Annotated in this window: 20 protein-coding genes and 1 other RNA gene; 9 read left to right on the forward strand and 12 right to left on the reverse strand. The window is 61.6% G+C overall.

From position 1 onward, the window contains the following. Positions 1-26: 26 nt before the first annotated feature. The 4 genes from ACQRBT_RS10415 to ACQRBT_RS10430 form a co-directional block, all read right to left on the reverse strand. Positions 27-1,145: an ABC transporter permease gene (locus ACQRBT_RS10415; RefSeq protein ID WP_060753571.1), complete on the reverse strand. Its 1,119-nt coding sequence runs from the start codon at positions 1,143-1,145 to the stop codon at positions 27-29. Beyond that, complete coding sequence (gene rbbA / locus ACQRBT_RS10420) at positions 1,145-3,862, reverse strand: ribosome-associated ATPase/putative transporter RbbA (RefSeq protein WP_412046194.1); 2,718 nt, start codon at positions 3,860-3,862, stop codon at positions 1,145-1,147. Before rbbA ends, ACQRBT_RS10415 begins: the two co-directional genes overlap by 1 nt. Further along, complete coding sequence (locus ACQRBT_RS10425) at positions 3,859-4,824, reverse strand: HlyD family secretion protein (protein ID WP_412046193.1); 966 nt, start codon at positions 4,822-4,824, stop codon at positions 3,859-3,861. The genes rbbA and ACQRBT_RS10425 overlap by 4 nt, the downstream gene beginning before the upstream one ends. A gap of 69 nt (positions 4,825-4,893) precedes the next feature. Continuing rightward, a complete protein-coding gene (locus tag ACQRBT_RS10430; RefSeq protein WP_090368068.1) occupies positions 4,894-5,343 on the reverse strand; it encodes an EVE domain-containing protein in 450 nt (149 codons plus the stop codon). Positions 5,344-5,538: 195 nt separating this feature from the next. Between ACQRBT_RS10430 and ACQRBT_RS10435 the strand changes: the two genes are divergently transcribed. After that, positions 5,539-5,682, forward strand: a complete 144-nt coding sequence (locus ACQRBT_RS10435; protein ID WP_090368070.1) for a hypothetical protein — start codon at positions 5,539-5,541, stop codon at positions 5,680-5,682. 9 nt (positions 5,683-5,691) lie between these two features. Here the strand turns inward: ACQRBT_RS10435 and ACQRBT_RS10440 are convergent, their stop codons facing one another. From ACQRBT_RS10440 to ACQRBT_RS10455, 4 genes are all read right to left on the reverse strand, one after another. Further along, complete coding sequence (locus ACQRBT_RS10440; protein ID WP_161550278.1) at positions 5,692-6,321, reverse strand: 5-formyltetrahydrofolate cyclo-ligase; 630 nt, start codon at positions 6,319-6,321, stop codon at positions 5,692-5,694. 58 nt (positions 6,322-6,379) lie between these two features. Then, positions 6,380-6,558: non-coding RNA, 6S RNA (ssrS, locus tag ACQRBT_RS10445), on the reverse strand. A 30-nt stretch (positions 6,559-6,588) separates the two neighbouring features. Continuing rightward, on the reverse strand, positions 6,589-6,906 hold the full coding sequence (locus ACQRBT_RS10450; RefSeq protein WP_003176812.1) for a cell division protein ZapA: 318 nt from the start codon (positions 6,904-6,906) through the stop codon (positions 6,589-6,591). Continuing rightward, positions 6,903-7,112 (reverse strand): TIGR02449 family protein, encoded by a 210-nt coding sequence (locus tag ACQRBT_RS10455; protein WP_003177365.1) that lies wholly within the window; start codon positions 7,110-7,112, stop codon positions 6,903-6,905. The genes ACQRBT_RS10450 and ACQRBT_RS10455 overlap by 4 nt, the downstream gene beginning before the upstream one ends. A gap of 138 nt (positions 7,113-7,250) precedes the next feature. Here ACQRBT_RS10455 and ACQRBT_RS10460 point away from each other — a divergent pair, with 138 nt between their 5' ends. From ACQRBT_RS10460 to gcvH, 8 genes are all read left to right on the forward strand, one after another. Continuing rightward, a complete protein-coding gene (locus ACQRBT_RS10460) occupies positions 7,251-7,808 on the forward strand; it encodes a YecA family protein (protein WP_060753566.1) in 558 nt (185 codons plus the stop codon). 20 nt (positions 7,809-7,828) lie between these two features. Further along, the gene (pepP, locus tag ACQRBT_RS10465; RefSeq protein ID WP_412046192.1) at positions 7,829-9,151 is read left to right on the forward strand and encodes a Xaa-Pro aminopeptidase; all 1,323 of its coding nucleotides are present in this window, start codon (positions 7,829-7,831) and stop codon (positions 9,149-9,151) included. Then, the gene (gene ubiH, locus ACQRBT_RS10470) at positions 9,148-10,335 is read left to right on the forward strand and encodes a 2-octaprenyl-6-methoxyphenyl hydroxylase (RefSeq protein WP_060753564.1); all 1,188 of its coding nucleotides are present in this window, start codon (positions 9,148-9,150) and stop codon (positions 10,333-10,335) included. Before pepP ends, ubiH begins: the two co-directional genes overlap by 4 nt. Before the next feature lie 61 nt (positions 10,336-10,396). After that, the gene (locus ACQRBT_RS10475; RefSeq protein WP_412046264.1) at positions 10,397-11,614 is read left to right on the forward strand and encodes a 2-octaprenyl-3-methyl-6-methoxy-1,4-benzoquinol hydroxylase; all 1,218 of its coding nucleotides are present in this window, start codon (positions 10,397-10,399) and stop codon (positions 11,612-11,614) included. Positions 11,615-11,709: 95 nt separating this feature from the next. Continuing rightward, the gene (locus ACQRBT_RS10480) at positions 11,710-12,714 is read left to right on the forward strand and encodes an extracellular solute-binding protein (protein ID WP_104994974.1); all 1,005 of its coding nucleotides are present in this window, start codon (positions 11,710-11,712) and stop codon (positions 12,712-12,714) included. 90 nt (positions 12,715-12,804) lie between these two features. Further along, positions 12,805-14,421, forward strand: a complete 1,617-nt coding sequence (locus ACQRBT_RS10485) for an ABC transporter permease (protein ID WP_412046191.1) — start codon at positions 12,805-12,807, stop codon at positions 14,419-14,421. Between the two features lie 157 nt (positions 14,422-14,578). Beyond that, positions 14,579-15,661, forward strand: coding sequence for a glycine cleavage system aminomethyltransferase GcvT (gene gcvT / locus ACQRBT_RS10490; RefSeq protein ID WP_060753560.1), 1,083 nt, complete (start codon positions 14,579-14,581; stop codon positions 15,659-15,661). Between the two features lie 53 nt (positions 15,662-15,714). Next, on the forward strand, positions 15,715-16,098 hold the full coding sequence (gene gcvH, locus ACQRBT_RS10495; protein WP_104994972.1) for a glycine cleavage system protein GcvH: 384 nt from the start codon (positions 15,715-15,717) through the stop codon (positions 16,096-16,098). A gap of 42 nt (positions 16,099-16,140) precedes the next feature. Here gcvH and ACQRBT_RS10500 read toward each other — a convergent pair whose 3' ends face one another. The 4 genes from ACQRBT_RS10500 to ACQRBT_RS10515 form a co-directional block, all read right to left on the reverse strand. Next, a complete protein-coding gene (locus tag ACQRBT_RS10500; RefSeq protein ID WP_060753558.1) occupies positions 16,141-17,280 on the reverse strand; it encodes a DegT/DnrJ/EryC1/StrS family aminotransferase in 1,140 nt (379 codons plus the stop codon). Between the two features lie 163 nt (positions 17,281-17,443). Next, positions 17,444-17,758 (reverse strand): DUF2388 domain-containing protein, encoded by a 315-nt coding sequence (locus ACQRBT_RS10505; RefSeq protein WP_060753557.1) that lies wholly within the window; start codon positions 17,756-17,758, stop codon positions 17,444-17,446. Positions 17,759-17,827: 69 nt separating this feature from the next. Further along, positions 17,828-18,274 (reverse strand): NfeD family protein, encoded by a 447-nt coding sequence (locus tag ACQRBT_RS10510; RefSeq protein ID WP_060753556.1) that lies wholly within the window; start codon positions 18,272-18,274, stop codon positions 17,828-17,830. Positions 18,275-18,284: 10 nt separating this feature from the next. Beyond that, positions 18,285-19,205: an SPFH domain-containing protein gene (locus ACQRBT_RS10515; protein WP_090368085.1), complete on the reverse strand. Its 921-nt coding sequence runs from the start codon at positions 19,203-19,205 to the stop codon at positions 18,285-18,287. Positions 19,206-19,230: the final 25 nt, after the last annotated feature.

The raw sequence follows: 19,230 nt of genomic DNA on the forward strand, positions 1-19,230 counted from the left end.
CCCCCGATGACGGCGGTACAGGCGCCTCAGGAGGCCAGGCTTTTACGAAACCTGGCCAACGCGACCGCAAAGAACACCAGCCCGATTCCCGCCAGTGCCAACAGGTCCGGCCACACCACGCTCACGCCGGCATCCCTGAACAGGATCGCCGCACTGAGGCTCACAAAGTGCGTTGACGGCGAGCCCTGCATCACCCACTGCAACCATTCGGGCATGCTGTCCAGCGGCGTGCTGCCACCGGAGAGCAGCAGCATCGGGATGATCACCGGGATCGCCAGCAAGCCGAACTGAGGCGTCGAGCGGGCGAGGGTGGCGAGGAAAATCCCCAGGGCGGTGCTGGCAAACAGGTACAGCGCCGTGACCAGCAGGAACAGGCTCAGGGAACCGGCCAGCGGCACGCCGAGCAGGCCCTTGACCACCCATTCCACGGACAGCCAGGTACACAGCACCACCACCAGCATGTTGCTCCAGATTTTCGCCAGCATGATTTCCAGAGCGGTCAGTGGCAGCACCAGCAAATGGTCGAGGGTGCCGTGTTCACGCTCACGCAGCAGCGCGGTGCCGGTCAATACGATGGCGAGGATGGTGATGTTGTTGACGATCTGGATCACCGCCAGGAACCAGCCACCCTCCAGGTTGGTATTGAATAATGCGCGCGTGGTCAGTTGCGCCGGTACCTTGCCGGCGGCATTGGCCTGGTCGCTGTAGCGCTGCAGTTCACGCTGGAAAATCCTGCCGATATAGCCTGCGCCCATGAATGCCTGGCTCATCGCCGTGGCGTCTACGTTCACTTGGATGTCCGGTTGGCGACCCGCCAACAGGTCCGACTGGAAGTTGGCCGGCACATTGATCACAAAGGTATACGCGCCGCTATCCATGACCTTGTCCAACTGATCGTAGGCCAACGGCACAGGCGGCTGAAACTCGGGCGGCTGCAACGCTTCGGCCATCTGCCGCGAGAGCGCGCTGTGGTCCTCATCGACAATGGCCACGCTGGCGTTATGCACACCGATCACCGAACCGGCGGCGGGCATGTAGATGGCCACCGTGAAGGCGTAGAACAGAAACAACAGCAGCACGCTGTCGTGGCGCAGGCTGGTCAGTTCCTTGATCCCCAGGCGCAGGATATGCGCGAACCTGTGCATCAGGCCTCCTGCTTCTTGAGCATGATCAGGCTCAACCCGGTGAACCCGACGAAAAAACCGAACAGCGCCAGGCATTGCGGCCACAACTGGCGCAGGTCCAGGGCCTTGGTGAAGGTGCCTACGGCGATGTCCAGGAAGTGTCCCGCCGGGAACAGCGTGCCCATCAACGCGGCCGCGCCTTCCAGGGACGAACGCGGCACGATCAGCCCGGAAAACTGGATGGTCGGCAGGCTGGTGATAATCATGGTGCCGAGGATCGCCGCGATCTGGGTGCGGGTGAACGCAGAAATCAGCAGACCCATGCTGGTGGTGGCCAGCACATACAACAAACCGCCGAATGCCAGGGCCACACCGCTGCCCTTGAAGGGCACGCCGAACAGCCAACGGTTCATCGCCACCAGCAGCGCCAGGTTGACCAGGCTGACGGCCAGGTACGGTGCCTGCTTGCCCAGCAGGAACTCCAGGCGCGTCAGGGGCGTGGCATAGAAGTTGGTGATCGAGCCCAGTTCTTTCTCGCGCACAATGCCCAGGGCCGTGAGCATGGCCGGGATAAACGCCAGAATCAGTGCCATTACTCCCGGGCCGATGGCATTGACGCTGACCACGTCCTGGTTGTAGCGAAAGCGCGTTTCCAGCTTGGCCGCGGCCTGGTTACCCCGGGGCAGGCTGCTCAGTTCGGCCAACTGTTGGAGATTGCCCAGGTGCACCGCCTCTACATAGTTGCGGCTGGTTTCCGCACGAAACGGCATGCCGCCATCGAGCCAGGCGGCCACCGTGGGCTGACGCCCGGCATAGAGGTCGCGGCCAAAACCGGGTGGGATCTCCAGGGCCAGTTTGATTTGCGAGCGTTGCAGGCGCCGGTGCAGTTCGTTGGCGTCGTGAATCGGCGCTTGTTCGGCGAAGTAGCGCGAGCTGCGAAAGGCTTCCAGGTAGGCGCGACTTTGTGGGCTCTGATCCTGGTCATAGACGGCGAAGGCGAGGTTTTCCACGTCCAGGGAAATGCCGTAGCCGAAGATCACCATCATGAACATCGCCCCGAGCAGGGCGAAGGCCATGCGCACTTTGTCGCGCAGCAACTCCTTGCCTTCGCGACTGGCCACGGCCAACAGCCGGGCCAGGCTGAAACCGCGCTTGCTGACGGGCGGCGCGCCGGCTTCGCTGACGGTGGCGCTGGGCGCAGTGGGTTCCGGCCCACCTTGGGCCTGCTCCAGGCAGGTGACGAAGGCCGCTTCGAGGGTGTCGCCGTGGAACTGCTGTTGCAGTGCCTGCGGTGTGTCACAGGCCAGCACTTTACCCGCGTGCATCAGGGAAATACGGTCGCAGCGCTGGGCTTCGTTCATGAAGTGAGTGGACAGGAAGATCGTCACGCCCTGCTCCCGGGACAGCTCGATCAGCAGCCGCCAGAAGTCATCCCGGGCGGCCGGGTCGACGCCCGAGGTCGGTTCATCGAGGATCAGCACTTCAGGTCGATGCAGCACCGCCACGGCCAGCGACAAGCGCTGGCGCAGGCCGAGGGGTAATTCGCCGGAAGGTTGCTCGGCCACCTCCCCCAGGTCGAAGCGCTGGATCAGTTCATCAATGCGTGGGCCGCTGTCGGCCTTGGGCAAGTCGAACAATTGCGCATGAAGCACCAGGTTTTGCCGCACGCTGAGTTCGCCGTACAGCGAGAAGCTTTGCGACATGAACCCCACGCGCTTGCGGGTCGCCAGGTCCTTGGCGTTCACCGGGTTGCCCAGCAGCGTCGCGCTGCCTTCGGTGGCCGGCATCAGCCCGGTGAGCACTTTCATGGTGGTGGTCTTGCCGCAGCCGTTGGAGCCGAGGAAGCCAAAAATCTCGCCACGACCGATGGCGAAACTGACTTTATCGACGGCAGTGAAGTCGCCGAAGCGCAGGGTCAGGTCGTGGGCTTCGATGGCGATTGCGGCGTTGTCGCCTGCACGCGATGGAATCACCAGCGGCTGGTTGTCGTGGGCGCTGTGACCCTGGAAGTGAGTGAACGCATCGTCCAGTTTGCCGCTGGGCGTGGCGGCGGCCAGCTCGCGGCTCAGGCCATCCGCAATCAGCTTGCCGCGATCAAGCATCAGGCAGTGTTCGAACTGCTCGGCTTCCTCCATGTAGGCCGTGGCCACCAGCAGTGTCAGTTGTGGGCGTTCGCTGCGTACGGTTTCAACCAGTTCCCAGAAGCGTCGGCGTGACAGTGGGTCGACGCCCGTCGTGGGTTCGTCGAGGATCAACACGTCCGGGTCATGGATCAGCGCGCAACACAGGCCTAGCTTTTGTTTCATGCCGCCGGAGAGTTTACCGGCGGGGCGCTCGGCGAAGCGTGCGAGGTCGGTGGCCAGCAGCAGGTTGTGCATGCGCTGTTCGCAATCGGCTTGCGACAGGCCGAACAGCGTGGCGAAGAAGCGGATGTTTTCGTTGATGGACAGCTCGGGGTACAGGTTGCCGCCCAAGCCCTGGGGCATGAAGGCGATGCGCGGGTACAGGCTGTTACGGTGGCGGCGGTCTTCGATGGAGCCGCCGAGTACTTCCAATTGGCCTTCCTGGAGCTTTTTGACTCCGGCGATCAACCCCAGCAGGCTCGATTTGCCGGCACCATCCGGGCCGATCAACCCGCACCGGGTGCCGGCGGGCAGGCTGAAGGCAATGTTGACCAGTGCCGGTTGCTTGCCGTAGCGGTGGTTGATCCCCGTGGCATGCAGCGCCAGGCCGGTCATTGCAGATTGGCCGGCCAGGCGATGTCAGCGGTGCGCACATAGCCGGCACCGGGCATGCCTGGTTTGGCTTGGGGCACGACACTGGGTTGGGTCAGGCGCAATTTGACGCGAAACACCAGCTTCTGGCGTTCGTCACGGGTTTCCACCTCTTTGGGGGTGAACTGGGATTTGGCGGCAACAAAGCTGATGGTTGCCGGCAGCGGTTGCTGAGGGAGGGCGTCGAGCACGATGCGTGCGTCACTGCCGACGGTCAGGCGCCCGGTGACGGAGGCGGGCAGGTACAGGTTCATGTACTGATCATTCGGATCGATCAGCAACAACACGCGTCCACCCGCGCCAAGCACTTCGCCAGGTTCGGCCAGGCGGAGCTGAATAATCCCGTCGATCGGCGCGCGTAGGCTGCTGTCGTCAATCTCGCTGGTGAGCTGGGCGACTTGGGCCTCGGCGGCGCCGATGGCGGCCTTCACCGAGTTGACCTGGGCTTGTGCGGCAATCACGGCAGCATTGCCGGTGTTTTGGCGCGCCTGCTGCTGGTCGATCAACTGGCTGCTGGCGAAGCCCCGCTTGTACAGTTCCTGGGTACGCTTGAGTTCCTGGTTGGCCAGCAGTTGCTCGCTTTGGCGCAATTGCACATTGGCCTCGGCGGCCGCGAAGTTTTCCTTGGCGCGCAGTACTTCGGCTTCGGCCTGGGCACGTTGGGCTTCAAGGGTGCGGGTGTCCATGCGCGCCAGGAGTTGGCCTTTGAGCACTTTGTCGCCTTCATCCACCCGCACTTCGGCCAGGCGTCCGGGGATCTTGGCGGCGATCTGCACTTCGGTGGATTCCAGGCGACCGTTGCCCATGCTCAAGCCGGCGGGCAAGCGGTCCTGGGTGGAGCGCCAGTAACCGAAGCCACCGGCACCGATCAGCAGGGCTATCAGTGCGCTGGCAAACAGGCGCGACAGAGTGTGGTTCGTTGACATGGCTGCATCCTGCGGCATTAACGTCCTAGTGTGACCGGTGTGCCCTGGCGAGGACTTGATGCCGGTCAGTTAAAGCAGATTGATCACGGCGGCCCATTGCTCAGGCGTGACGGCCATCACTGAAAGCCGGCTGCCTTTTTGCACCAATGGCAGTTCGGCAAGAGCCGCTTGCTGTTTCAGGTAGCCGAGGCTCAGTACTTTGGGAAAGGTTTTCACGTGAGCGACGTTGATGGCGCTCCACGGATTTTTTTCCGCGCTGGCCTTGGCGTCGAAATAGTGGCTTTCAGGTTCCAGTGCTGTCGGGTCCGGATACGCCGCTTCGATGATTTTGCCGATGCCGGCAATGCCCGGCTCGGGGCAACTGGAGTGGTAGAAGAAAAACTCATCGCCCACGGCCATGGCTCGTAGGAAGTTTCGCGCCTGATAGTTGCGCACCCCGTCCCAGCGGGCTTCGCCGAGCTTTTCCAGGCCGTTGATGGAGAGTTCATCGGGCTCGGATTTCATCAGCCAATAGGCCATTTTTAGGCTCCTGAAAAAGGCATTGGGCAAGTTGTCAGGCAATTCCATGACAAACCGACAGTCGGTTGGCGTCAAGGTTTGCGTGTTGGTTCACGTTACCGCAGAATGCCGCCTTTTAAAGCTTGACGCAGCTGCAACGGACTACTTTGGAACGTTGTTGTCATCGTGTACGAGGTGCCTGAAGGGGGGCAATCGATGCAACGTAAACCGGATTTACTATGGATTTTGGTTATTTTGTTTGGTCTGGGCGTCGTGACCACGGGATATGCCCAGAGCCTGTGGTCGAACAAGACCGATGCGCCGATTGAATTGGCTCAGCAGCAACCGTTCAAGCGTTAACCCTTCCTTTCAAGGCGTCGCTGTTTGCAGCGGCGCTTGCGCGACATACCACTGCCTATCGGTGACGGTGCCCGCCAGCGGCACATCCCAGCTTGCCTGCGTCAGGCGATCGACTTTCTGACATTCGTGGGCCAGCCCCAACAGCGTCGGCTTGCGCCAGCTCTGACGGCGCGACAGGTAAGCCAGGCTGCGATCATAAAACCCACCGCCCATGCCCAGGCGCCCGCCCACATCATCGAACCCCACCAGCGGTAACAGCACCAGATCAAGCGCCCAGACCTGGCGTTGGCGGTTGGCATTCACTTGCGGTTCAAGAATGCGAAAGCGATTGGGCGACAACTTATCCCCAGGTCGCACACGCTGGAACACCATTTTGGTCCGTGGCCAGGCGCTGAGTACCGGTAGATAGGTGGCCTTGCCCCGACGCTGAGCGGCGCGCAAGAGCAAGCGCGGATCGATTTCGCCGTCTGTCGGTAGATACAAGGAGATATGCCTGGCCCGGCGAAACAGCGGATGCTGTGCCAGTTGCCGATACAAGCCATGGGCGGCCTTGCGCTGCTCGCTCGGCGATAGTTCGCGGCGGGCCTTGCGCAACATGCGTCGAAGTTGCGGACGGGAAAGCGGCGCAGGTTCGGTCATGGTTTTTCGGCTCATAAAACAATGCCAGTCCTGAGACTGGCATTGAGTTTGGGAATTCAGGCTCCCCGACAGAGCCGCTGTCGACTTAGCCCTTGAACCCGAAAGTTCAAGGTGGAAGAAGCAGTAGGCTTTAAGGCTTTCCGTCTAGCGGACATGCACACCAGCCCAACGTGCAACTTCCAGGGTAGTGCGAATCGGCTCAGGGACATCGCCGACTGGCAAACACGCCAGGGAGTGGGGCGAGTATACCTTAAACCGAGGCGTCAATCAGCCCTTGGGTGCGTCCGAATCGCTGGAAAGCACCAGATCCACGCGTTCCAGCAGGTCACGCACCTGCTCACGCGTCGACCCGCTGGCCTGTACGTCAGGCCGTTCCTGCTTATGCAGCAAGTCGTGGGTAATATTCAGCGCGGCCATCACCGCGATACGGTCGGCACCGATCACTTTGCCGCTGCTGCGGATCTCACGCATCTTGCCATCCAGGTAACGGGCGGCGCTCACCAGGTTATTGCGCTCTTCCTGGGGGCAAATGATCGAATATTCTTTATCGAGGATCTGCACGGTTACGCTATTGCTTGAACTCATGAGTCTTGCTCCAGGGCCTTCAGGCGCGAAATCATCGATTCGACCTTACGCCGGGCGATTTCGTTTTTTTCAATGAGGTGAGCGCGTTCCTCGCGCCAGGTCTTTTCCTGAGCTAATAGGAGTCCGTTTTGACTCTTAAGTTGCTCGACCCGATCAATTAGCAGTTCGAGTCTGGCCATCAGCGCTTGCAGGTCGGTGTCTTCCATTGGGTTCCACTGGATTTGTCTGATGAATGGCAACTTCAGGATAAACGATCTGACGCCCTCGATAGTCTTGGTACGTCTGCCGGTGCTAGGATACAGCGCTTCATTCTAGACATTGCGCCGTCTGGCGCCTAGCTCACCATGCCTATTCAGAACTCCCCGTATGATGCTTTTTCCAAACTGCTGAGCACCAGCGGTCATCCTTGCTCGCCTGCCGAACTGCACGGTGTGCTGGTGGGCCGCAGCTGCACAGGTGTCGGCTTTGACGCGGACAATTGGCTGGCCGATGTGGCCGAGCTGCTGGAGAAAGAGCCAGAAGATAACGTGCGCAACGCGCTGATCGGCCTGCAGGAAATGGTCAAGGGCGAGCTGACGGGAGACGATGTCACCGTGGTGCTGCTGCTGCCGACCGACGACGCGCCACTCACCGAGCGCGCTGCAGCGCTGGGCCAATGGTGCCAGGGCTTCCTCCACGGTTTTGGCGTCAACGCCGCCGGCCTGGAGTTGAGCACCGACGCCAAGGAAGTGTTGCAGGACCTGGCAGCCATCTCCCAGGTGCAAGACGCCCTGGAAGAGTCCGAAGACGGTGAAAGCGACTACATGGAAGTGATGGAATACCTGCGCGTCGCTCCGCTGCTGCTGTTCACCGAGACCCGCAAGTCCGCTGAGCCGGCTGCCCCCAAGCCTTCGCTGCATTAAGAAAGGACGCCCATCTGCCCATGATTCATATCCCCAGAGCGGAATACACCCGGCGCCGCAAGGCGCTGATGGCGCAGATGGAACCCAACAGCATCGCGATCCTGCCGGCCGCCGCCGTGGCGATCCGCAACCGTGATGTCGAGCACGTATACCGCCAGGACAGCGACTTCCAGTACCTGAGCGGCTTCCCCGAGCCTGAAGCGGTGATCGTGCTGATGCCCGGTCGCTTGCACGGCGAGTACGTGCTGTTCTGTCGCGAGCGCAATGCCGAACGCGAATTGTGGGACGGCCTGCGCGCCGGCACCGAAGGCGCAGTGCGTGATTTTGGCGCCGACGACGCCTTTCCCATCACCGATATCGACGACATCCTGCCCGGCCTGATCGAAGGCCGCGACCGGGTGTATTCGGCCATGGGCAGCAACGCCGAGTTCGACCGGCACCTGATGGAGTGGATCAACGTGATCCGCTCCAAAGCACACCTGGGCGCGCAGCCGCCGAACGAATTTGTTGCCCTGGATCATCTGCTCCACGACATGCGCCTGTATAAATCGGCGGCAGAAGTGAAGGTGATGCGTGAGGCTGCACGTATCTCCTGTGCGGCCCACGTGAAGGCGATGCAGGCCAGTCGCGCCGGCTTGTATGAGTTCAGCCTGGAAGCCGAGCTGGATTACGAGTTCCGCAAGGGCGGTGCCAAGATGCCGGCCTATGGCTCCATCGTCGCCGCCGGGCGCAACAGCTGCATCCTGCATTACCAGCGCAATGACGCAGTGCTCAAGGACGGTGACCTGGTGCTGATCGACGCCGGTTGCGAAATCGACTGCTATGCCAGTGACATCACCCGCACCTGGCCGGTCAACGGCAAGTTTTCGCCCGAGCAAAAGGCGATCTACGAAATTGTGCTGGCCTCCCAGGAAGCCGCCTTTGCCGAGATCGCGCCGAACAAGCATTGGAACCAGGCCCATGAGGCGACGGTGCGCGTCATCACTACGGGGCTGGTGGACTTGGGGTTGTTACAGGGCGATGTCGATGAACTGATCGCCAGCGAGGCCTACCGCGCGTTCTACATGCATCGCGCCGGCCATTGGCTGGGCATGGATGTGCACGATGTGGGCGAATACAGGGTGGGCGGTGAATGGCGTGTGCTGGAAGTCGGCATGGCATTGACCGTGGAGCCGGGGATTTATATCGCGCCGGACAACCAGAACGTGGCAAAGAAGTGGCGTGGCATTGGCGTACGCATCGAGGACGACGTGGTAGTGACCAAGCAAGGCTGTGAAATCCTGACCGGCGGCGTGCCCAAGACCGTCGCTGACATCGAAGCGTTGATGGCGGCTGCCCGATGAGCCGCGTCAACCTGGCGATTATCGGTGGCGGCCTGGTAGGTGCTAGCCTGGCGCTGGCACTGCAGGCCGGGGCCAAGGCACGGGGCTGGAAGATCGTGCTGATCGAGCCGTTCGCCCCCGGTGACACTTACCAACCCAGCTATGACGCGCGTTCATCGGCGCTGTCGTTTGGTGCCCGGCAGATTTATCAGCGCCTGGGCCTGTGGCAGCAAATCTCCCGTCGCGCCGAGCCGATCAAGCAGATTCATGTGTCGGACCGTGGTCGTTTCTCCACCGCGCGGTTGTCGGCCTTGGAGGAGGGCGTGCCTGCCCTGGGTTACGTGGTGGAAAACGCCTGGCTCGGCCAATGCCTGTGGCAAGGTCTGGACAAAGACGTGATCAGCTGGCGCTGCCCGGCAGAAGTGACCCGCCTGGAGCCGCTGCCCGACGGCTATCGCCTGACGCTTAACGATGAGACCGTGCTGGAATGCGACCTGGCGGTGCTGGCCGACGGTGGTCGCTCCGGTTTGCGCGAGCAACTGGGCATCGGGGTCAAAACCCGCCCCTACAACCAGAGCGCCTTGATCGCCAACATCACGCCGAGCGAAGCTCACAACGGCGAGGCCTTCGAACGCTTCACCGATGAAGGCCCGATGGCTCTGCTGCCGTTGCCGGACAACCGTTGTGCACTGGTCTGGACGCGGCTTGGCATGGACGCCCAGCGCTTGGCCAACCTCGACGAGCGCAGTTTCCTGAGCGAGCTGCAGGGCGTGTTCGGCTATCGCCTGGGTACCCTCAAGCAAGTCGGCGCCCGTCACCTGTACCCATTGACGTTGGTGGAGGCCGAAGAGCAGGTACGTTCGCACCTGGTCATCCTCGGTAATGCCGCCCACAGCCTGCACCCGATCGCCGGGCAAGGGTTCAACCTGTCCCTGCGCGATGCCAGTGCCCTGGCCGAGGCGTTGTTGGCCGGGCCGGCGATACCGGGTGACCTGGCGACCCTGCAGCGCTATCGCGAGCGCCAGCGCCTGGACCAGAACCTGACCGTGGGCTTCTCCGACCAGGTCACGCGTTTGTTTGGCAGCGCACAACCGGTAGTGGCCTTGGGCCGCAACCTCGGGCTGCTGGGGCTGGATCTACTGCCACCGGCCAAACGCTGGTTCGCCCGCCAGGCCATGGGGCTGGGCACGCGTCCCGATGTTTGAACCGGCCCACTTCTTTATTCGCGGCCTGTGCCGCACACGAGACAAGGCTTAAAGCATGGACATGCGCGCAGATGTGCTGATTGTCGGGGCCGGAATGGTCGGAAGCGCGCTCGCGCTGGCGTTGCAGGGCAGTGGCCTGCAGGTGCTGTTGCTCGACGGCAGCCCGCTGAGTGTCAAGCCGTTCGACCTTGAGGCGGCCTTCGAGCCTCGCGTGAGCGCCTTGTCGGCCGCCAGCCAGCGCATTCTCGAGCGACTTGGCGTGTGGGAAGGCATCGTCGAACGGCGTGCCAGCCCCTACGGCGAGATGCAGGTGTGGGATGGCAGCGGTACGGGGCAGATCCACTTTTCGGCGGCCAGCGTGCACGCTGACGTACTGGGGCATATCGTCGAGAACCGCGTGGTTCAGGATGCCTTGCTCGACCGGCTGCATGACTGCGACCTGGGCCTGTTGGCCAATGCGCGCCTGGAACAGATGCGCCGCTCCGGCGATGACTGGCTGCTGACCCTGGCCGACGGCCGCACGTTGCGTGCGCCACTGGTGATCGCCGCCGATGGCGCCAACTCTGCCGTGCGCCGCCTGACCGGCACGCCGACCCGTGAATGGGATTACCTGCATAACGCCATCGTCACCAGCGTGCGCAGCAGCCAATCGCATCAGCGCACGGCGTGGCAGCGATTTACCGATACCGGGCCGCTGGCGTTCCTGCCCTTGGTGCGTGATGGGCAGGAGGATTGGTGTTCGATCGTCTGGTCGACCACACCGGCTGAGTCTGAACGCCTGATGGCGCTGGATGATGAAGACTTCTGCCGTGAGCTGGAGCGTGCCTTTGAAGGGCGTCTCGGCACGGTGGTCAGCGCCGACCCACGGGTCTGCGTGCCGTTGCGCCAGCGTCATGCCAAGCGCTACGTGGCCGAAGGCCTGGCATTGATCGGCGACGCGGCCCATGTGATCCACCCGCTGGCGGGGCAGGGCGTGAACCTGGGCTTTCTCGATGCAGCGGTGCTGGCCGAAGTGTTGTTGTCGGCCGCCGAGCGTGGTGAGCGTCTGGCGGATGTGAAGGTACTGAGTCGTTACGAGCGTCGGCGTATGCCGCATAACCTGGCGCTGATGGCGGCGATGGAAGGGTTTGAGCGGTTGTTCCAGGCCGACCAGTTGCCGTTGCGCTGGCTGCGTAATGCAGGCTTGAAAATGGTCGATCAGATGCCTGAGGCCAAGGCGGTGTTTGTGCGCCAGGCTTTGGGATTGAGCGGAGATCTGCCGGAGCTGGCCAGGCCCTGAGGCCAATGTGCAACATCTGGTAACGCCTCCGCTGAGCGCTACCAAATGTGAGCCCTTATCATTTGCCCTCTTTTTGCAAATGAGAGACCGCACCCATGTTGGCACCCAAGCGCCTCCTGACTGCCCTGGCACTCACCCTCATCGGCAGCACCACCGTGCAGGCCGCCGACGAAGTCGTGGTCTACTCCTCGCGCATCGACGAGCTGATCAAGCCGGTGTTCGACGCCTACACCCAGAAGACCGGTGTGCAGGTGAAGTTCATCACCGACAAGGAAGCTCCGTTGATGCAGCGCATCAAGGCCGAAGGTGAAAATGCCACCGCCGACCTGCTGCTCACCGTCGATGCCGGCAACCTCTGGCAGGCTGAGCAAATGGGCATCCTGCAACCGTTCACTTCCCCGGTGATCGATAAGAACATTCCCCTGCAATACCGCTCGTCCAAGCACACCTGGACCGGCTTGAGCCTGCGCGCGCGGACCATCGCCTATTCCACCGACCGGGTAAAACCGGGCGACCTCACCACCTACGAAGCCCTGGCCGACAAGCAGTGGGAAGGCCGCCTGTGCCTGCGCACGGCGAAGAAGGTCTATAACCAGTCGCTGACCGCCACGTTGATCGAAACCCATGGCGCGGCCAAGACCGAAGAAATCGTCAAGGGCTGGGTCAACAACCTGTCCACCGACGTGTTCTCCGATGACATTGCCGTGCTCGAAGCCATCAACGCCGGGCAGTGCGACGTGGGTATCGTCAACACCTACTACTACGGCCGCCTGCATAAACAGAACCCGAACCTGGCGGTGAAACTGTTCTGGCCGAACCAGGGCGACCGTGGCGTGCATGTGAACTTGTCGGGCATCGGCCTGACCCAGCATGCACCCCACCCGGAAGCGGCCAAGGCGCTGGTGGAATGGATGACCACGCCCGAAGCTCAGCAGATCTTTGCGGATGTGAACCAGGAGTTCCCAGCCAACCCGGCGGTGCCACCTTCGGCCGAAGTGGCGACCTGGGGCAAATTCGTGGCGGACACCTTGCCGGTTGAAGTGGCGGGCAAGCGTCAGGCCGAGGCCATTCGGTTGATGGACCGCGCCGGCTGGAACTGAACGGCACCGCAGTTGCAAATGTGAGAGGGGGTGCCCCCTCCCACATCGGACTGCGGTGATGGCATGCAATTTATTGACTGAGCACTGATTTTGGCCCACCCCGCCCAACGCCGCTGGTACCTGCCGGTCTTCACCGTAGCGGCGCTGGTGGTGCTACCGCTGAGCGTGCTGCTGTTGTCCTGGCAAAGCATCGACCCGCAGATCTGGTCCCACCTCTGGGAAACCCAGATGCCACGCCTGCTGGGCAATACCTTGACCTTGGTGCTGGGCGTGGGTGTTGGCGTGACGCTGCTGGGTGTCAGCCTGGCGTGGTTGACCAGCCTGTGTGAATTCCCCGGACGCCGCTGGCTCGACTGGGCGCTGATGCTGCCCTTTGCGATTCCCGCCTACGTGCTGGCCTTTGTGTTTGTCGGCCTGCTGGACTTCGCAGGCCCGGTGCAAACGCTGTTGCGTGAGTGGTTCGGCGCGGGCTTGCGCCTGCCACGGGTGCGTTCCACCAGCGGTGTGATTATCGTGCTGGTGCTGGTGTTCTACCCGTATGTCTACCTGCTGGCGCGCACCGCTTTTCTCGCCCAAGGCAAAGGCTTGATGGAGGCCGCGCGCGTGTTGGGGCAGTCGCCGTGGCAAGCATTCTGGCGCGTGGCGTTGCCCATGGCCAGGCCGGCGATTGGCGCCGGCGTCGCCTTGGCCCTGATGGAGACCCTGGCGGATTTTGGCGCGGTATCGGTGTTCAATTTCGACACCTTCACCACCGCGATCTACAAGACCTGGTACGGATTTTTCAGCCTGTCCAGCGCGGCGCAGCTTGCCAGTTTGTTGTTGCTGGTCGTCATGTTGGTGCTCTACGGCGAACGGCGCGCCCGTGGCGCGGGTCGACCGAGCAACGAGCGGCCGCGGGGCAAGGCGCTGTATCAGCTGCACGGGTTCAAGGCCCTGGCGGCCAGCGGCTGGTGCATGCTGGTGTTCGCGTGCGCGTTTGTGATTCCGATGCTGCAACTGATTGCCTGGTTCTGGCAGCGAGGCCGGTTCGACCTGGATGAGCGCTACGCCGGGCTGATTATTCACACGCTCTACCTGGGGGGCATTGCGGCGCTGATAACGGTCAGCGTGGCGTTGATCCTGGCCTTCGCCAACCGTCTGGCACCGACACGAACGATTCGCTCCGGCATCAGCCTGGCCAATGTCGGCTATGCCTTGCCGGGCTCGGTACTGGCGGTGTCGATCATGCTCGCGTTCAGTTATCTGGACCGCGAGCTGGTGGTGCCGCTGTCGGGCTGGTTGGGTGGCGCGGGTAAGCCGCTGTTGCTGGGTAGTTTGTCGGCGTTGGTGTTGGCGTATCTGGTGCGATTCCTGGCGGTGGCCTACGGGCCGTTGGAAAGCAGCTTGGCGCGGATACGCCCATCGTTGCCGGAAGCGTCGCGCAGTCTTGGCGTCGGTGGCCCGCGACTGTTTTTCAAAGTGTATCTGCCGTTATTGCTGCCCGGGGCGTTGAGCGCAGCACTGCTGGTGTTCGTGGATGTCCTCAAGGAAATGCCCGCTACCTTGCTGATGCGCCCGTTCGGCTGGGATACCTTGGCGGTGCGCATCTTTGAAATGACCAGCGAGGGCGAATGGGCACGGGCCTCCTTGCCGGCACTGACGCTGGTACTGGTCGGCCTTTTGCCGGTGATTGGGCTGATCCGCAGGTCTGCGAGGCAAATCGGTTAGGTGTCAGTACTCCGGCTTGCGGCTACAATGCGCGGCATTCGGTGCGCTTCGTCTTTCGGAGCGGGTCGCTGGACGTGGCTGCGGGCCTTGTAATTCAAGGCGTTCAGGCGCGAATAGCTGCTCCGCGCACCTTCGCCAAGCCCGGAAGGAGAAACCCATGGGACAGCGTACGCCTCTGTATGACCTGCATCTCGCCCTCGGCGCGAAAATGGTCGATTTTGGCGGTTGGGATATGCCTCTGCATTACGGTTCGCAAGTTGAAGAACACCACCAGGTGCGACGCGACTGCGGGGTGTTCGATGTATCCCATATGACCGTGATCGATGTCACAGGCCGTCAGGCCAAGGAATGGCTTCAGTATTTACTGGCCAATGATGTGGATCGTTTGCACGGCTGCGGCCGTGCGTTGTACAGCGCCATGCTCAACGAGCAGGGCGGGGTGGTCGACGACATGATCGTCTACCGCACCGAAACCGGTTACCGGCTGGTGGTCAATGCCGCCACCCGCGACCAGGACATGGCTTGGATGCAGGCGCAGTTGGGGCATTTTTCGGTGCAGCTGCAAGAGCGGTCCGAGTTGGCCATGCTGGCTATCCAAGGCCCGCATGCCCGGCAGAAAATCGCCGAACTGGTGACCCAGTCCCGCAGCAACCTGATCCACCAGCTCAAGCCCTTTGAGGGCCAGGCCGACGGCGACTGGTTTATTGCCCGCACGGGTTATACCGGCGAAGACGGCCTGGAGATTGTCCTGCCTGCCGATCAGGCTCCGGGCTTTTTCAACGACCTGGTCGGCGCCGGCATTTCACCGATCGGCCTTGGCGCCCGCGATACGTTGCGCCTGGAAGCCGGTATGAACCTGTATGGCCAGGATATTCACCAGGACGTTTCACCGCTCGCGGCCAATATGGCGTGGAGCATTGCCTGGGAGCCTGTCGAGCGCAATTTCATCGGCCGTGCGGCACTGGAGGCGGAAAAAGCCGCAGGTGTGCAGTTCAAATTGGTCGGGCTGGTGCTGGAGGAGCGCGGGGTTTTGCGCGCTCATCAAGTGGTTCGTATCGCCAATGTTGGCGAAGGAGAGATCACCAGTGGTAGTTTCTCTCCTACGCTGAGTAAATCCATTGCCTTGGCGCGTGTACCGACGGCCACCGCCGATCGGGCCGAAGTGGAAATCCGCGGCAAGTGGTACCCGGTTCGAGTGGTCAAGCCGACCTTCGTGCGCCATGGCAAAACCTTGATCTAACCTATTTCCGGCAGGCCGAAGGCCGCTGACATTTCTTCTTGAGGACACAGACTATGAGCGATATCCCTGCCGAACTGCGTTTTGCCGAAAGCCACGAATGGGCCCGTCTGGAAGCTGACGGCACGGTGACCGTCGGGATCTCTGACCATGCTCAGGAAGCGCTGGGTGATGTGGTGTTCGTTGAGCTGACGGAAGTCGGCAACGTGTTTGCCGCAGAGGCCCAGGCGGGGGTGGTCGAGTCGGTGAAAGCGGCTTCGGATATCTACTCGCCGATTGCTGGCGAAGTGATTGCGGTCAACGAAGAGCTGAGTGCCAGCCCTGAATTGTTGAACTCCGATCCTTACGGCGCATGGATCTTCAAGCTCAAGCCAAGCAACCCGGCTGACCTGGAAACACTGCTGGATGCCACCGGCTACAAGGCCGCCATCGGCGAGTGATGCTGCCGCTGGAGCCGGGCAACCCGGCTCCAGCGACGCTTTTCAGCGCTGCAATACCGCTTTTACAGCAGCTACAGACCGCTCGACATCCGCCTCTGTCATCGCCGTGAACATCGGCAACGACACGATCAAACGTCCAACACGCTCGGCTACCGGGAACATGCCTTCCTTGAACCCCTGTGCCCGATACAGGCTCAGCAGGTGGATCGGTGGATAGTGATAGCCAATGCCGACGCCGTGGGCCTGCATCTGCTCCATGAATGTCGCACGTGCCGGCAGGCCGTCCTGGCGTTCAGGCAGCACGAGTTGGAACAGATGCCAGTTGCTGTTTTCGAAATCCGCGGGTGGCAGTTGTGCGCCGTATTTCTCTTCAAAATCGCTGCCGAAGCATTTGAAGTAGTGTCGTGCCAGGTTCTGGCGATGGGCGGTGATCTTCTCGATATGAGCGAACTGCCCCAGGCCAATGGCGGCGGCGATGTCGGTCATGTTGAACTTGCCGCCCAGCACGTCGACGTCCAAGCCATCGAAACCTGTACGCGTCACGCCCTGCAGGCGATATTTTTCTGCCAGGCGCGCTTCCTCGGCGTTGTTCAAGACCAGGCAACCGCCTTCAGAAGAGGTGATGTTCTTGTTGGCCTGGAAGCTGAACGACACGAAGTCACCGGTAGCGCCGATACGTTCGCCGTCCCAGCTGGAACCCAACGCCTGAGCGGCGTCTTCGATGATGCGCAGGTTGTACTTGTTGGCCAGCGCATAAAGCATTGGCATGTCCAGGGGCAGGCCCGCCAGGAACACCGGGATGATCGCCTTGGTGCGCGGGGTAATTGCGGCTTCTACCTGAGCCAGGTCGATATTGCGGGTGACCGGGTCGATATCGGCGAACACCGGCTTGGCGCCCACTTCCAGGATCACGTTGGCTGTGGCGACCCAGGAGATCGGAGTGGTGATGACTTCATCGCCAGCACCGATACCGGCGATGCGCAAGGCGATCTCCATGGTGCAGGTGCCCGAGTTGAAAGTGCGCACCGGGCGGCCACCAAAGTATTCCGATAGCTGAGCTTCGAATGCCTGCACCTTCGGCCCGCTGGTAATCCAGCCGGAGCGCAGTACATCGCCGACTGCCGCGATGGTGGCTTCATCAATGGTAGGTTTGGAGAACGGCAGAAAAGGCTGTTGGCTCATGACGAAGAAGGCATCCGTTTCAGGTAAACGATGAATAATAGACGTATCAATACCGCATGGTTGCACGGTTTGACTGAATATAGGCTGTCACACGTGAATGAATCGTCATGGTACGGGCAAAAAAATGCCGCTTCATAAAGCGGCATTTTTTCAGCGAGTGCTATTACTCGGTAACGGCGTTTTTCGCCAGGATGGCGTTAGCCAGTTCCATGTCGGTGGCCTTCAGGCCAGGGTTGTCGGCGCGGACTTTCTGCATGGCGGCTTCCAGGTACGGCCCGCGAATACCACCATCGCTGGCAACGAAGCTGCCGGCGTCGTCTTGCGCGGCAACGACCATCTTGTGGTCCTTGAAGGTCAGGTAGGTCGAGCCGGTGGTAGCACCCGATGAGATGACGTTACGCCAGAAGCTGTCGGCCATGGCTGAGCCGACAGGAAGAGAAAGCACGGCAAGGGTTGCGACAGCATATTTAAGACGCATGATGGGTGACTCCGGGTGGGTTATCTGAACGATTTGATTGTAGTTAACCCAACCGAGTTCCATCACTGACTAAACAGTTTCGACTTGCAAAACTGCCCCGTTCTGCGCGGTAACGCGTACTTGAGCGCCTACGGCGCTGTCCGGTCCGGTCACCATCCACACCCCATCGCCGACTTTTATCTTGCCCCGGCCATCGACGATGGCCTGGTGCACCACAAATGTGCGACCGATCAACTCCGAACCACGCATGTTCAGCCCCGGCTGATCGCTGACCTTGGCGCTGCTGCGCTGGCGTTTCCACCAGTACACCGCTGTCAGGATCGACAACACGGCGAACAGCAGCAGTTGCCATTCCAGCCCGAGCGGCGGGATCAGGAACTTGATCACGCCCACGGCCGCCGCCGCGATGCCCATCCACAGCAGGTAACCACCGGCGCCGAAGACCTCGAGGATCAACAACACCGTACCCAGTGCCAGCCAATCCCAGAACGACAGATGCTGCAGGAAATCCCACATGACGAGTGCCTCAGCCTTTCTTGTTGTCGAAGGTGGCCTTGACGATTTCGCCGATGCCACCGACGGCGCCGATCACTTGGCTGGCCTCCAGCGGCATCAGGATCACCTTGCTGTTGTTGGCCGAAGCCAGCTTGCCCAGAGCATCGATGTATTTTTGCGCGACGAAGTAGTTCACCGCCTGCACGTCGCCCGATGCGATAGCCTGCGAAACCACCTGGGTCGCACGGGCTTCCGCTTCGGCCTGACGTTCACGGGCTTCGGATTCCAGGAACGCCGCCTGACGGCTACCCTCGGCCTCAAGGATCTGCGCCTGCTTCTTGCCTTCGGCAGTCAGGATCGCCGATGCCCGCAGGCCCTCGGCCTCCAGGATTTGCGCACGCTTGATCCGCTCGGCCTTCATCTGGCCCGACATGGCGGCCATCAGGTCGGCAGGTGGGCTGATGTCCTTGATCTCGATGCGGGTGATCTTGATGCCCCAGGGTGCCGTCGCTTCATCGACGGTGCGCAGCAGTTTTTCGTTGATGCCGTCACGCTGGCTCAACATGGCATCCAGCTCCATGGAGCCGAGCACGGTACGAATATTGGTTTGCAGCAGGTTGCGGATGGCGTGTTCGAGGTTGTTGACCTCGTAGGCCGCCTGGGCGGTGTTGACCACCTGGAAGAAGCACACGGCGTCGATCTGCACGGTGGCGTTGTCGGCGGTGATCACTTCCTGGGGTGGAATATCCAGCACGCTTTCCATCACGTTGATCTTGCGACCGATGCGGTCCATGACCGGGATGATGATGTTGAGGCCGGGTTTGAGGGTGTTGGTGTAGCGGCCGAAACGCTCGACTGTCCACTGGTAGCCCTGGGGCACCACTTTAAAACCCATGAACAGGATGGCGACGGCCAACCCCACGAACAAAAGCAGTACGGTTCCGATCTGCATGGCGATTCCCTATCTGAAGGTGTCA

This window comes from Pseudomonas sp. R19M, from assembly GCF_050312585.1.
Lineage (GTDB): Bacteria > Pseudomonadota > Gammaproteobacteria > Pseudomonadales > Pseudomonadaceae > Aquipseudomonas > Aquipseudomonas palleroniana.